The following is a 12003-nucleotide window of genomic DNA, read 5'->3' as shown; positions in this document are numbered from 1 at the left end:
GATATTACGGGATGCGCACGCTGCATCCCACGCGTAATGCCTTTTCCCGGAGAAATCCCCCGGTTTTGACCCGTGCGCCTGCGTTGCCGCACGCTTATCCGAACGCGCTGAACCAGAGCGCGGCGCGCAATGAAACTCGTATACAGTTTTTTACATGAATGTGCGAATGACCTCAGCATTCATGGGCTCATGGCGCGAAAATCCCACATTTCCGGAAAATTTTAAGCTTGAACAGTATACGGCTTTGTGGTTGTCTTAATGCACCTGAAATGGACGCAATGGCCTTTCAGCACAGCAGCCGCCCATGCGATGGATCGGGCCAAGCATCCTGGGGAGGATTCCGTTGGACATGCGTAAAATCCAGGCATCTGCAACCGGCTATCCGGCCAATGCGACCGGCCGTTCGGCAGTCGAGGGCATTCGCCCGCAGATCCAGGACTTGCGCACGGAAAACATTGCCCAACTGGCGGTCAAGGCCAGGGAGCTCGGCGGCGTCATTCCGCTGTGGTACGGCGAAGGCGACGTCGTCACGCCGGCCTTCATCCGCGAGGCGGCGAAGGCGGCACTCGATGCCGGCAACACGTTCTACATTCCCAACATGCGCGGCATGGATGCACTCAACGAAACGCTGTCGGCCTACCAGACGCGCATTCACGGGCGGCCGATCGGCATCGACCGGTCGACGGTCGCACCGGGCGGCATGCAGGCGCTGTTCCTGGCGCTGGAGATGCTCGTCGACCTGGGCACCAACGTCGTCTATGTCGAGCCGCAATGGCCGAACATCCACAACGCCATTCACATGGTCGGCGGCGAGCCGCGCCCGGTTCCGCTGCGTTTCGACGGCGACTGGCGCCTTGATCTCGACGCGCTGTTCGACCGCTGCGATGCGCGCACGCGCGCCATCTTCCTGTCGACACCGTCCAATCCGACCGGCTGGACGGCGAGCACGGAAGAGATGCGGGTGCTCTTGGAATTCAGCCGCAGCACAGGCATATGGATCATTTCCGACGAGGTCTATGGGCGGCTCTATTTCGACGGCGACGTCGCGCCGTCGATGCTGCAGATCGCCGATGACGACGACCGCGTTTTGTCGGTCAACAGCTTTTCGAAAGCCTGGGCAATGACGGGCTGGCGCATCGGCTGGCTGACGCATCCGACCGGCGTCGCCGACCATCTGGCGGCGATGACCCAATATGCCAACAGCGGCACGGCGGGGTTCGTCCAGGCGGGTGCCGAAGTTGCGCTCAGGCAGGGCGAAAGCCTCGTCGCGGAAATTCGCGGCCGGGCGAAGACCGGCCTCGACCTCGCCTATGAAAGGCTCGGCGGGATTTCGAGCCTCGAACTTCCCGAAAAGCCGCGCGGCGGCATGTACACATTCTTCCGGCTGCGCGGCGAACCGGACGCGCAGGCGGCGGCGGCAAGAATTCTGGAAACGTCACGGGTCGGCCTGGCGCCGGGCCATCTGTTCGGCGACGCATCGCGCGCCTTCCTGCGCATGTGCGTCATGCGCGACGCGCGGGAAATCGAAACGGCCCTGGACCGAATGGTGAATGCACTGGACTGAAAGCAACCGATTGCCCGTTCGGGAGAACGCGGGCAGCGGGTCAACCATAAAGGGGAAAACACAATGTCTATCGCGCGACGCAGACTGTTTGCCGTCATGGCAGCCCTGGCACTCCAGATCGGCGCCGTTTCGGCGACCAAGGCCGAAACCTTGACCGTCGGTGCCTACCCGGCCAACCCGCCCTGGGAAAACAAGACCGAGACCGGCGCGTTCGAGGGCTTCGAGGTCGATCTGGCGAAGGAGATCGGCAAACGGCTTAACGCCGATGTCGAATTTCAGGACCTGGGCTTCCAGGCGCTGTTCGCCGCCACGTCTTCCGGCCGCATCGATTTCGCCATCTCGTCGATCTCGATCACCAATGACCGGCTGCAGAACCAGTCCTTCACGCAGGGTTATTACGACAGCGACATCGCCCTCATCGCCTCGGCGGATGCCGGCCTGAAGTCGCTTTCCGACATGAAGGGCAAGGTGATCGGGGCGATCTCCGCCTCGGTCGGCGAGGCCTGGATCAAGGAAAACACCGAAAAATACGGCTTCAGCCAGTATCGCGGCTACAACGCGCAGCAGGAGTTGCTGCTCGACGTGCAGTCGGGCCGCCTGGCCGGCGCCGTTGGCGACATTGCCGGCTTCCAGTTCGCCTTCATGAAGATGAAGGGCATGGATGTGGTCGAGACCATCCCGACCGGCGACAAGTTCGCCATCATGATGCGCAAGGGCTCGCCGCTGCTGGAAGAAGTCAACGCGGCGATCGACGAGATCAAGAAGGACGGCACCATGGCCGCCCTGCACAAGACATGGCTGGGCACGGAGGCTGCGGCGGGTTCGTCGATCAACACGATCCTGCCGATTCCGCAAGCCAAGTAGACGCCGGCACACAGCCACGGGGAATGCATATCGCGCCGGCGCTCCGCGTCGGCCAGCGGACGACTTTTGCCATTTCACTTGTCAGGAGGACACATCAATGCGCGGAAAATTACTCTGGGCGCTGGCCCTCGGCTTCGCCATCGCAGCCGCCGCCCCTGCTCTCTCCCCGGCCCGGGCGGACGAGGTGGTGCTCAACGCGGTTCACTTCACGCCGGCACAGAACGCCTATGCGCAAAGCTTTCTGAAATTCGTCGAGAAGGTCAATGAGCGCGGCAAGGGCATCGTGCAGATCAAGGTGCGCGGCGGTCCCGAAGTGGTGCCGCCGCTGCAGCAGGGCGAGGCGCAGAAAAACGGCCTGATCGACATGATCAACACGCCGGCGGGCCTCTATCTGGAACTCGCGCCGGAGGGCGAGGTGTTTTCGGCGACCGGCAAATCGGTCAGCGACGTGCGCGAAAATGGCGGCTGGGAGCTGATTTCGAAAATCTACGCCGAGAAGGCCAATGCGCACCTGCTGGCGCATGTGGACGCCGGCGCCGGGTTCCACGTGTTCACGGTCAAGGAGCCCGCCAAGACCGACAATGGCGGGATCGACTGGTCGGCCCTGACGATCCGCAGCGCGCCGCTCTATCGCGACTTCCTGGAAGCGCTGGGCGCCACGGTGATTGTCCAGTCGCCAGGCGAAATCTACACCTCGCTCGAGCGCGGCGTGGTCAACGCCAACGCCTACACGGTCTTCGGCTACAAATCCTTCGGCTGGGACAAGTTCACCAAATACCGCATCGACCCATCCTTCTTCGTCACCGACGTGCTGGTCTCGATGAACCAGAAGAAATGGGAATCCCTGTCGCCGGAAGCGCAGAAAATCCTGACCGACGTGGCCCTCGAACACGAGCTGGAAAGCGCCACGGCGAATGCCGAGGCAACCGTGACGCAGGGCCAGCAGATGATCGACGAAGGGCAGACGGTCGTCACCCTCGGCGAGACGGCGGCGGCCGACTTCCTGGCCAAGGCGGCCGAGGCGAGCTGGAAGCGCATGAACGAGCGCGATCCGACCCATATCGAGGCGTTGCGCGCGCTCTTCCAATAGAAGCAGCTTCGCTGCCAGACGAATGCGCCCGGCATCGCGCGGATGCGATGCCGGGACCCGTTTCCCTCACGACAGCCCGGTTCACGGCCAATGACCCTCGTTTTCGCACTTAGCGGACGCCTCAGCCACGCGCTGGCCCAATGCGCCAAGCTTGTCCTCGGCGCGATCATTCTCGTCGTCATCAGCGATGTGGTTCTGCGCAATCTCGGCCTGCGTCCCCTGAGCTGGTCGATCTCGGCCGCCGAATACGGGCTGCTTTACGCGGCCTTCCTGCCGATGCCCTGGCTGGTGCGCATCAAGGGGCACGTCTTCGTCGAATTCTTTCGCCAGCCCTTGCCGCCGGCGGCGCGGGCCATGCTGGAGCGCGCCGTCTACATCGCCTGTATCGGGCTCTGCCTTTATCTGTGCTGGCACGCCAGCCTGCTGCTCATCGATGCGGTGCGGACGGGCGCCTACGAGACCCGAACCTTCGACATGCCGAAATGGGCCGTCTTCCTGCCGGTCGCCCTCTCCTTCCTGCTGTCCGCCATTGAGTGGACGCGCTACCTCCTCGGCAAGGACAGCCTCTACGACCTGGACCCGCTCGAGCAGGAGGGGCTGTAGATGGATTGGCTTTTCCCCTTCGCCGTCATGGTTTCCCTGGTCCTCTGCTTGATGGGGCTCGGCCTGCCGGTGGCGTTCGCCTTCTTCGCCACCAACATTGCCGGCCTCTACCTGTTCTTCGGCGGTTCGGTCGGCGTGGCACAGATGATCGCCAATTTCTCCGACGCCGTCGCCACCTATGCGCTGACGCCGCTGCCCCTGTTCCTGGTCATGGGCAGCCTGTTCTTCCGCTCGGGCCTCGGCGACGGGGTGATCCGCGCGCTCGATTTGTGCATCGGCGGGCTGAGAGCGCGGCTCTCCTATGTGGTGCTGGCCGCAGGTGCTGTCTTTTCCGCCCTTTCGGGGTCGAGCATCGCCAACACCGGCATGATGGGCGCGCTGATGGTGCCGGAGATGCTGAAGCGCGGCTACAAGCCGCGCATGGCTTTCGGCCCGGTGCTCGGCGCCGGCAGCCTGGCGGTCATCATCCCGCCCTCGACGCTGGCCGTCCTGCTCGGCTCTCTTGCGCAGATCGACGTCGGCGCGCTGCTCATCGCCGGCGCCATTCCCGGCCTGCTCCTGACGCTGATGTTCGCCGCGCTGATCTTCGTGCAGACCCTGATCGATCCTGAAAGCGCGCCGCAATATGCCACCGAACGCCCGGCGCGCGGCGCGGCGCTCAAGGCGGTCGCCGTCAACATCGTGCCGATGGGCGTGATCGTCTTCCTCGTCGTCGGCACCATCATCCTCGGCATCGCCACGCCGACCGAATCGGCAGCGCTCGGCTGCGCCGGCGTGCTCGGCCTTCTGCTCGCCTATCGCAAGTTCCGCTGGTCGGTGCTGTGGGAAGCGCTCGACGATGCGATGAAGGTCACCGGCATGACCTTCCTGATCATCTCCGCCTCGACCACCTTCTCGCAAGTCTTCGCCTTCTCCGGCGCCAGCGCCGGCTTCATCAACACCATTGTCGGCTTCGATCCGGGGCCCTACACATTCCTGCTTTTGATGATCCTGGTCATCATCATCCTCGGCATGTTCATGGACCAGGTATCGATGATGCTGATCACCCTGCCGATCTTCCTGCCGATCGCCATGCATTTCCAGTTCGATCTGGTGTGGTTCGGGCTGATCCTGCTCCTGACCTATGAGATCGGCTTCACCAGCCCGCCCTTCGGCCTCTTGCTGTTCATCATGCTGGGCGTGGCGCCCAAAGGCACCAGCCTGTCGACCGTGGCGCTGGCCGCGGCACCCTACATCGCCTGCACGCTGTTCCTTATTCTTCTCATCATCCTCTTCCCGAAGATCGCCCTGTTCCTGCCTGGCCTGCTGTGAAACCCGACACCAACGGAGTGCGTTTATGCGGTTTTGTCATCTGACCTTTTTTCAACACCCGTCGGGTGCGTCCCGGGTGATCGACGATGCCGACCTGGCCTCCCTGCACACGGCCATAGCCGCGATGCCCGGCCTGTCACGTGCCTATCTCTATACGCCGGAACAGGCACGTGACCTCTACAATGACGATGGCGGCAGCCCCGTGTTCGGCATGCAGCTCTATTTCGACACGATCGAGGGGCTGGAGGCGGCGGTGGCGGCAACCGGCCCGTTGCGGCCGCTGGCCGAGCCAGGGGCGCTGGCAAGCCTGGACGGTTTGGAGGCGAACCAGCAGGCGATGGTCCTGCGCCGCTTTGCCGTTGACGATCCCGTGCCACACCCTGCCTCGGCCTGCAGCTACGTGGTCCACTATCCGGGCCCGGCGCAAGATTTCAACGCCTGGATCAACCACTATGTCGACCACCACCCGGCGATCATGCGGCGCTTTCCCGGCATCCGCGAACTGGAGATCCTGACCCGCATGGACTGGCGCGACGGGCTGCCCTGGACGCGCGTCCACCACATGCAGCGCAACCGCATCATGTTCGACAGCCCGGCGGCGCTGACGGCGGCCTTGCAATCGCCGGTGCGCCACGAGATGCGCGCCGACTTCACCACCTTCCCGCCCTATGAGGGGGGAAATTTCCACTACCCGATGGCGACCCGCCTGATCGCGGGCCGCTAGTTGATGGCGGCCTTATTCCCCGCCCTCGGGCATGGTCAGGATCAGCCGGCCGCGCGACACCGCGCCGGCTTCCATCTGCCGGTGCGCCAACACGGCCTGTTCGAGCGGCAGCATCGCCGCCACCTGTGGCCTGATGATGCCGCGCGCCGCCAGATCGACAATCCGCTCGACCGGCCCGCGCCGGTCCGAGACCATCGCGCGGCTGACGCGCACGCCGAATTCCGCGCCACGGTCGCGGATCGGGGCCGCGACCAGGTAGACCAGATGGCCACCGGGGCGGAGCACCTGGTAGGAGCCGTCATGCACGGCGCCGCCGACGAGATCGACAACCACGTCCTGGTCGCGCAGGGTGGAGAAATCCTCCCGGTCGTAGGCGATGGCGCGCCGGGCGCCCAGCGACAGGACATAGTCGACATTGTCGGCCCGGCAGGTCGCCGTTACCTCGGCGCCGAGATGGCGCGCCAGTTGCACGAGAATACCGCCGACCGCGCCCGATCCGCCATGCACCAGCACCTTCATGCCGGGCTCGATGCGCGCCGTCTCGACACCGGCGATCCAGGCGCTCAGGCCGGCGTTGATCAGGCTGGCGGCTTCGGCAAAGCCGATGTCGCCGATCGGAACCACCCTGTCGGCCGGACAGGCCGCAAACTGCGCATAACTGCCGGGCATATGATGGTCGGTCATCACCCCGACGCGCTGGCCGAGCGAAAATTCGCTCACATCCTCGCCCACGGCCACCACGGTGCCGGCGCCGTCGCGACCCGGCACCTTGGGAAAATCCGGCGTGAAAAACTGCCGCAGGAGACCGGCGCGCAGCTTCCAGTCGATCGGCGCGACGCCTGCCGCGTGCAGGCGGACAAGCACCTGATCGCGGGCCGGCGCCGGAGTGGGCAGGTCGACCGGCCGCAGCACCTCGGCGGGACCATAGCCATCATATTGAATGGCGATCATTTCCGCCTCCCCAGCGCCCTGGCGGCCGCGTCCGCGGTGGCGGTGGCGGCAGCGCCCATCAGCATCGCATCGGAGGAAATGAGGAAGAACGAAGCGCCGCGCGACACCCAGCGCGGCAGATCATCCGCCGACGGCCTGAACAAGCCGACGGCGCGCCCGGCATTGCCGCAATGATCGATGATCGTCTCCATCGCTGCGTCCAGCCGCTCCGCGCCGCCGTCGCCCAGGGCGCCGATCGACAGCGCCAGATCGCCCGGCCCGATGAACAGCAGGTCGATCTCGTCCAGCGCGGCAATGGCGGCGATGTTCTCCAGCCCTTGCGCCGTCTCGATCTGCACGGCCACGACAATCTCTTCATTGGCGCGCGCCACATAGTCGAACACGCCGTATCCATATCCCGCGGCGCGGCCGGGACCGGCGCCGCGCGTGCCGTGCGGCGGAAAGCGGGCTGCCCTGGCAATGGCCAGCGCCTCCTCCACCGTCGAGACATGCGGCGCGAGAATGCCGGCAGCGCCCGCATCGAGCGCGGCCGAAATCGCCTCGGGATCGTGCCCTGGCAAGCGGACGATGGCCGGGGTCGCCCGGCAATCGGCGGCGCGCAGCATATCCTCGAGCCGCTCACGGCCCAACTGCGTGTGCTCCCAATCGATGCAAAGGCAATCGAAGCCACCGCGCGCGACGATCTCCACCGCCATCGGATGCGGCAATGCGGCGAACGTGCCGACCACCGGGGTCCGCGACCGGATTTTCTCGCGCAGGTTTTTCATTTCACGCATAGGCGCCCTCCATGTGCAGGAAAACTGCATACGGTTTTTGTTGAAATTTTGCAATAACTACGCTTTATTGGCGTCATTTGGAGGATTATCCTTGGAATTTCGTATACTGATATGAGGAATGAGGGCAGCAGAATGGGATCAACTCTGGCAAGCCAGGTCTATGCCGAACTTCTCGATGCCCTGCGGCTCGGCGAAATACAACCGCACCACCGGCTGGTCGATACGGATCTGGCGGCCGAGCGCAACATTTCCCGCATGCCGGTGCGCGAGGCGCTGCTGCGGCTGGCCTCGGAGGGCTATCTCGTTTCGACGACGCGCGGCTTCACCGTGCCGACCCTGTCGCTCGACGAAATCCGCGACCTGTCCGAACTGCGCCGGCAGCTCGAGCCGCGCGCCGCCGCCAACGCCGCCCGCGACATGAACCGCGAGACGGAGGCGGTGCTCGGCGCGGCCATGGGAGCGATCCGCGCGGCCTTCGGCGCACGCGATCTCAAGGCGCTTCTGCGCGCCAATCTGGCCTTCCGCAGCGCCTGGCTGGGCGCCATCGGCAACCGCATTCTGGCAACCACCACCGAGCGCTACATGGACCAATTCCAGACGATCCGGCCGCAGACATTCGAGGATCCGCATTTCGGCCGCGCCTATATGGACGGGCTGGAGGGCATCTACGACGCCTTCCTGCGGCGCGATCCGCTGTTGGCCGGCGACCGGATGATGAACTTCATGTATGTGGCTGAGGCCGCATTCCTGGCGGCCCGCCGCGCGCAGCTCGACGAGGCCGCCGAGGTCGCCCCCGCCGCATCGCAGGACAACACCACCGCAAGAGGGACGGAATGATAAAACGGCATCCGCTCAAGGGACCGAACCAGCTCAAGCTTGGCGTCTTCTCGGCAAACGCCGATGGCGGGCTGGCGATCACCACCGTCGAGGAGCGCTGGCGCGCCCGCTGGAGCGACAACCAGAACATGGCGCAGATCGCCGATCGGGCGGGCCTCGAATTCCTGCTGCCGATCGCCCGATGGAAGGGCTTTGGCGGGCAGACGAAGGCACGCGAATGGTCGTTCGAGACCTTCACCTGGGCAGCCGGCCTGGCGGCCATCACCGAGCGGATCGGCATTTTCATGACCGTTCACGTGCCGGTCATGCATCCGCTCTACGCGGCCAAGGCGCTGGCCACCGTCGATCACATCTCCAACGGCCGCGCCGGCCTCAACATCGTCTGCGGCTGGAACCCGGTCGAGTTCGCCATGTTCGGCGTCTCGCTCGCCGAAAAGGGCTATGACCAGGCCGGCGAATGGCTCGACGTGCTGGAGAAATGCTATGCCTCGAACGAACCCTTCGACTATGTCGGAACCTACTACAAGCTGAAGAACGTGGTCAGCCGGCCGGCCAGCCTGCAGGCGCCGCGTCCCGTCACGATGAACGCCGCCTTCGGCGGGCCGGGGCGCGATTTCGCCTCGAAGCATTGCGAGTATCTGTTCACCACCTTCACCGACATCGACGAGGGCGGGCAGCACGTGGCCGACATGAAGGCGCGCGCGGCGGAGCACAAGCGCGAGATCGGCCTGTACACCGTCTGCCACGTGGTCTGCCGCGAGACACAGGCCGAGGCCGACGCCTATTACGAGCGCTATGCGCTGGCCGAGGCGGACCATGGGGCCGTCGAAACCCATATGTCAGGCAAGAAGGAGTTTTCCTCCTCGCACGACACGGAAGCCTATGACCGCTACCGCCAGCGCTTCGCCGGGGGCGCGGGCAGCTATCCGCTGGTCGGCACACCGGAAAAGATCGCCGACGACATGACGCGCATCTCGAAACAGGGCTATTCGGGGATCGCGCTGTCCTTCGTCAACTACACCTATGAACTGCCCTTCTTCTGCGACCGGGTCCTGCCCCTTTTGCGCCAGGCCGGTTTGAGGTCGTAAATGGCGATGCCCGAGACGCTTATGAACCTGGCGCACGCCCCGACGGGGCCGGCGCGCTTCAGACAGGGCATGCGCTGCCTGGTGGGGTCGGTCAACGTCATCGCCCTGCAGGGCCTGGAAGGCAGCCTGTTCGGCGTTACCGCGACGGCGGTCTGCTCGCTCAGCGCCGAGCCGCCGTCGCTGATCGCCTGCGTCAATCTCAAATCGCGCCTGTCGGAGGCGCTCAGGCCAGGCGCGGGCTTCAGCGTCAATGTGCTGGCGACCGACCAGCAGAAGATCGCCCAGGCCTTCGGCGGGCAAACGGGCGTGGCGGGCGTGGCGCGTTTCGCCTTCGGCGAATGGCACCGCAGCGAGCACGACATTCCCCTGCTTGCCGGCGCGCGCGCTTCCTTCGAGTGCCGTGTCGCTGAGATCAGCGATTTCGGCAGCCACCGGACCGCCTTCGGCCTGGTGACCGACGTCCATCTGGGCGACGGAACTTCGGGCTCGCTGGTGTTCGGCGATGGCCGCTACGGGGCGGTCGCGTAGGTTCCGGCTACCGGGCGAGATACAACAAGGGCGGCGGCCATGACAAACCTCATAGAAACGCTGCGCGAGGCGCTCGGGGCGGACATCGTCTACGATGGGAACCACTGCCCGGCGCGCAACCGGACCGACTGGAGCGGTGCCGCGCCGACCCTGCCCGATGCCGTGGTCATGCCGCGTACGACGGATCAACTCGCCGAGGCGATGCGGCTGTGCCATGCGGCGCGGCAGCGCGTCGTCATCCAGGGCGGCATGACCGGCCTGGCGGCCGGTGCGGTCCCCGAACCGGGCGAGGTGGCGCTTTCGCTGGAGCGGCTTGCGGGAATCGAGGAGATCGATCCCCTGGGGGCGACGATGACGGTGCTTGCCGGGACGCCGCTCGAACTTGCGCAGGCGGCGGCGGAGACGGCCGGCTTCAGCCTCGGCATCGACCTTGGCGCGCGCGGCAGCTGCACGATCGGCGGCAATGTGGCGACCAATGCCGGCGGCATCCAGGTGCTGCGCTACGGCATGACGCGCGCCAATGTGCTGGGGCTCGAAGTCGTGCTGGCCGACGGCACCATCGTCTCCGGCCTCAACACCATGCTGAAGAACAACGCCGGCTACGACTGGCCGCATCTGTTCATCGGCTCGGAGGGCACGCTCGGCGTGATCACCCGCGTCGTTTTGAAACTGCACCCGCAGCGCCGCAACATCCGCACGGCCTTCGTCACCTGCGCGGCATTCGGCGACGCCATCGCCGCCCTGCGCGCGCTGGAAAAGACGCTCGGCGGCGAATTGCTCGCCTTCGAGGCGATGTGGCCGGATTTCATCGCCTTCGCGCGCGACGCCTGCCAGATCGGCATCCCGCTCGACACCGCCGGTGGTCTGGCCCTGATAATTGAAGCCACGGCGCCGTCGGCAGACGGGGACATTTTCGAGCAGGCGCTGATGCAGCTGATCGAGGACGGGCTGCTGGCCGATGCGGTCGTCGCCAAATCGGATGCCGAGCGCCAGCGCATCTGGGCGGTCCGCGAGGCGCCGGCCGAGTTTCCAACGCGCCTGCCCGGCCTGATCGGCTTCGACGTCAGCATCCCGCTCAAGGTGTTCGGTGATGCAATCATCGCCCTGCGCGACGGGCTTGCCCGGCAATGGCCGCAGGCCATCGCGCTCTGTTACGGCCATGTGGCCGACAGCAATCTGCATCTGATCGTTCATCAGCAGCGGTCCGGCGCGGACACCAGGGATGCGATCAATGCCTTCGTCTACGGCACCGTGGCGGCTTTCGGCGGGACGGTGTCGGCCGAGCACGGCATCGGCAAGATCAAGAAAAAGCACCTGCCCCTGACCCGCACACAAGGCGAACTGGCGCTGATGCGCCGCATGAAAGCTGCACTCGATCCACACGGCATCCTGAACGCCGGCCGAATATTCTAGAGTGTTTTGCAGTCAGGTGGTTTCACCTGACGTCCGTACAGATGCAGAAAAACAAAGAGATAGAGCAAGGCGGTGTTTCCATGAAACAATGAACCGGTCTGGGCGCGGCGCATGGACAGCGACCATTACGGCCTGGCCGCAGGATGCGTGCACCCACCTCGTCACGACAGTCCGCCAGCACCGCCGCCGGGACTGGATATCCGGCCGGGTCGTTTTCCTGGATGGCTTGTCGAATTCCGGCCCGGCCGTTCGTC

12 protein-coding genes are annotated in these 12003 nt (G+C 65.1%); 10 read left to right on the top strand and 2 right to left on the bottom strand.

The features are described from left to right. The first annotated feature begins 349 nt into the window (after positions 1–349). The 6 genes from AB843_RS03520 to AB843_RS03495 all read left to right on the top strand — a co-directional run bounded on the left by AB843_RS03520 (position 350) and on the right by AB843_RS03495 (position 6156). A complete protein-coding gene (locus AB843_RS03520) occupies positions 350–1564 on the top strand; it encodes a pyridoxal phosphate-dependent aminotransferase (protein ID WP_048645402.1) in 1215 nt (404 codons plus the stop codon). Between the two features lie 63 nt (positions 1565–1627). Next, a complete protein-coding gene (locus AB843_RS03515; RefSeq protein WP_048645401.1) occupies positions 1628–2428 on the top strand; it encodes an ABC transporter substrate-binding protein in 801 nt (266 codons plus the stop codon). Between the two features lie 97 nt (positions 2429–2525). After that, a complete protein-coding gene (dctP, locus tag AB843_RS03510; protein ID WP_048645400.1) occupies positions 2526–3518 on the top strand; it encodes a TRAP transporter substrate-binding protein DctP in 993 nt (330 codons plus the stop codon). Between the two features lie 90 nt (positions 3519–3608). Beyond that, positions 3609–4121 carry a TRAP transporter small permease gene (locus tag AB843_RS03505; RefSeq protein WP_048645399.1) on the top strand — a complete coding sequence of 171 codons (513 nt, stop codon included), beginning with the start codon at positions 3609–3611 and terminating at the stop codon, positions 4119–4121. Beyond that, entirely contained in the window at positions 4122–5432 is a 1311-nt protein-coding gene (locus AB843_RS03500) for a TRAP transporter large permease (RefSeq protein ID WP_048645398.1), read from the top strand. It abuts the gene before it with no gap. Positions 5433–5508: 76 nt separating this feature from the next. Continuing rightward, a complete protein-coding gene (locus AB843_RS03495; protein WP_206412777.1) occupies positions 5509–6156 on the top strand; it encodes an EthD family reductase in 648 nt (215 codons plus the stop codon). 12 nt (positions 6157–6168) lie between these two features. Here the strand turns inward: AB843_RS03495 and AB843_RS03490 are convergent, their stop codons facing one another. Next, positions 6169–7107 (bottom strand): NADP-dependent oxidoreductase, encoded by a 939-nt coding sequence (locus tag AB843_RS03490; protein ID WP_048645396.1) that lies wholly within the window; start codon positions 7105–7107, stop codon positions 6169–6171. Continuing rightward, complete coding sequence (locus tag AB843_RS03485; protein ID WP_342021854.1) at positions 7104–7883, bottom strand: HpcH/HpaI aldolase family protein; 780 nt, start codon at positions 7881–7883, stop codon at positions 7104–7106. Before AB843_RS03485 ends, AB843_RS03490 begins: the two co-directional genes overlap by 4 nt. A 132-nt stretch (positions 7884–8015) precedes the next feature. Between AB843_RS03485 and AB843_RS03480 the strand changes: the two genes are divergently transcribed. From AB843_RS03480 to AB843_RS03465, 4 genes are read left to right on the top strand one after another with little or no spacing between them, the layout of a single operon-like run. Next, complete coding sequence (locus AB843_RS03480) at positions 8016–8720, top strand: GntR family transcriptional regulator (RefSeq protein WP_048645394.1); 705 nt, start codon at positions 8016–8018, stop codon at positions 8718–8720. Further along, positions 8717–9808 carry an LLM class flavin-dependent oxidoreductase gene (locus tag AB843_RS03475; RefSeq protein WP_048645393.1) on the top strand — a complete coding sequence of 364 codons (1092 nt, stop codon included), beginning with the start codon at positions 8717–8719 and terminating at the stop codon, positions 9806–9808. The genes AB843_RS03480 and AB843_RS03475 overlap by 4 nt, the downstream gene beginning before the upstream one ends. Continuing rightward, a complete protein-coding gene (locus tag AB843_RS03470; protein WP_048645392.1) occupies positions 9809–10336 on the top strand; it encodes a flavin reductase family protein in 528 nt (175 codons plus the stop codon). Between the two features lie 39 nt (positions 10337–10375). Continuing rightward, complete coding sequence (locus AB843_RS03465; protein ID WP_048645391.1) at positions 10376–11749, top strand: FAD-binding oxidoreductase; 1374 nt, start codon at positions 10376–10378, stop codon at positions 11747–11749. The last annotated feature ends 254 nt before the right edge of the window (positions 11750–12003 follow it).

The organism is Nitratireductor soli (genome assembly GCF_001050155.1).
GTDB classification, from domain to species: domain Bacteria; phylum Pseudomonadota; class Alphaproteobacteria; order Rhizobiales; family Rhizobiaceae; genus Nitratireductor; species Nitratireductor soli.
This window is presented reverse-complemented; position numbering and strand designations above follow the sequence as displayed.

What these genes read in the sequence shown, in the direction of transcription:
- AB843_RS03520 (WP_048645402.1), top strand. Translation starts at nt 350, where the DNA reads ATGCGTAAAATCCAGGCATCTGCAACCGGCTATCCGGCCAATGCGACC.
- AB843_RS03515 (WP_048645401.1), top strand. Translation starts at nt 1,628, where the DNA reads ATGTCTATCGCGCGACGCAGACTGTTTGCCGTCATGGCAGCCCTGGCA.
- dctP (WP_048645400.1), top strand. Translation starts at nt 2,526, where the DNA reads ATGCGCGGAAAATTACTCTGGGCGCTGGCCCTCGGCTTCGCCATCGCA.
- AB843_RS03505 (WP_048645399.1), top strand. Translation starts at nt 3,609, where the DNA reads ATGACCCTCGTTTTCGCACTTAGCGGACGCCTCAGCCACGCGCTGGCC.
- AB843_RS03500 (WP_048645398.1), top strand. Translation starts at nt 4,122, where the DNA reads ATGGATTGGCTTTTCCCCTTCGCCGTCATGGTTTCCCTGGTCCTCTGC.
- AB843_RS03490 (WP_048645396.1), bottom strand. Translation starts at nt 7,107, where the DNA reads ATGATCGCCATTCAATATGATGGCTATGGTCCCGCCGAGGTGCTGCGG.
- AB843_RS03485 (WP_342021854.1), bottom strand. Translation starts at nt 7,883, where the DNA reads ATGCGTGAAATGAAAAACCTGCGCGAGAAAATCCGGTCGCGGACCCCG.
- AB843_RS03480 (WP_048645394.1), top strand. Translation starts at nt 8,016, where the DNA reads ATGGGATCAACTCTGGCAAGCCAGGTCTATGCCGAACTTCTCGATGCC.
- AB843_RS03475 (WP_048645393.1), top strand. Translation starts at nt 8,717, where the DNA reads ATGATAAAACGGCATCCGCTCAAGGGACCGAACCAGCTCAAGCTTGGC.
- AB843_RS03470 (WP_048645392.1), top strand. Translation starts at nt 9,809, where the DNA reads ATGGCGATGCCCGAGACGCTTATGAACCTGGCGCACGCCCCGACGGGG.
- AB843_RS03465 (WP_048645391.1), top strand. Translation starts at nt 10,376, where the DNA reads ATGACAAACCTCATAGAAACGCTGCGCGAGGCGCTCGGGGCGGACATC.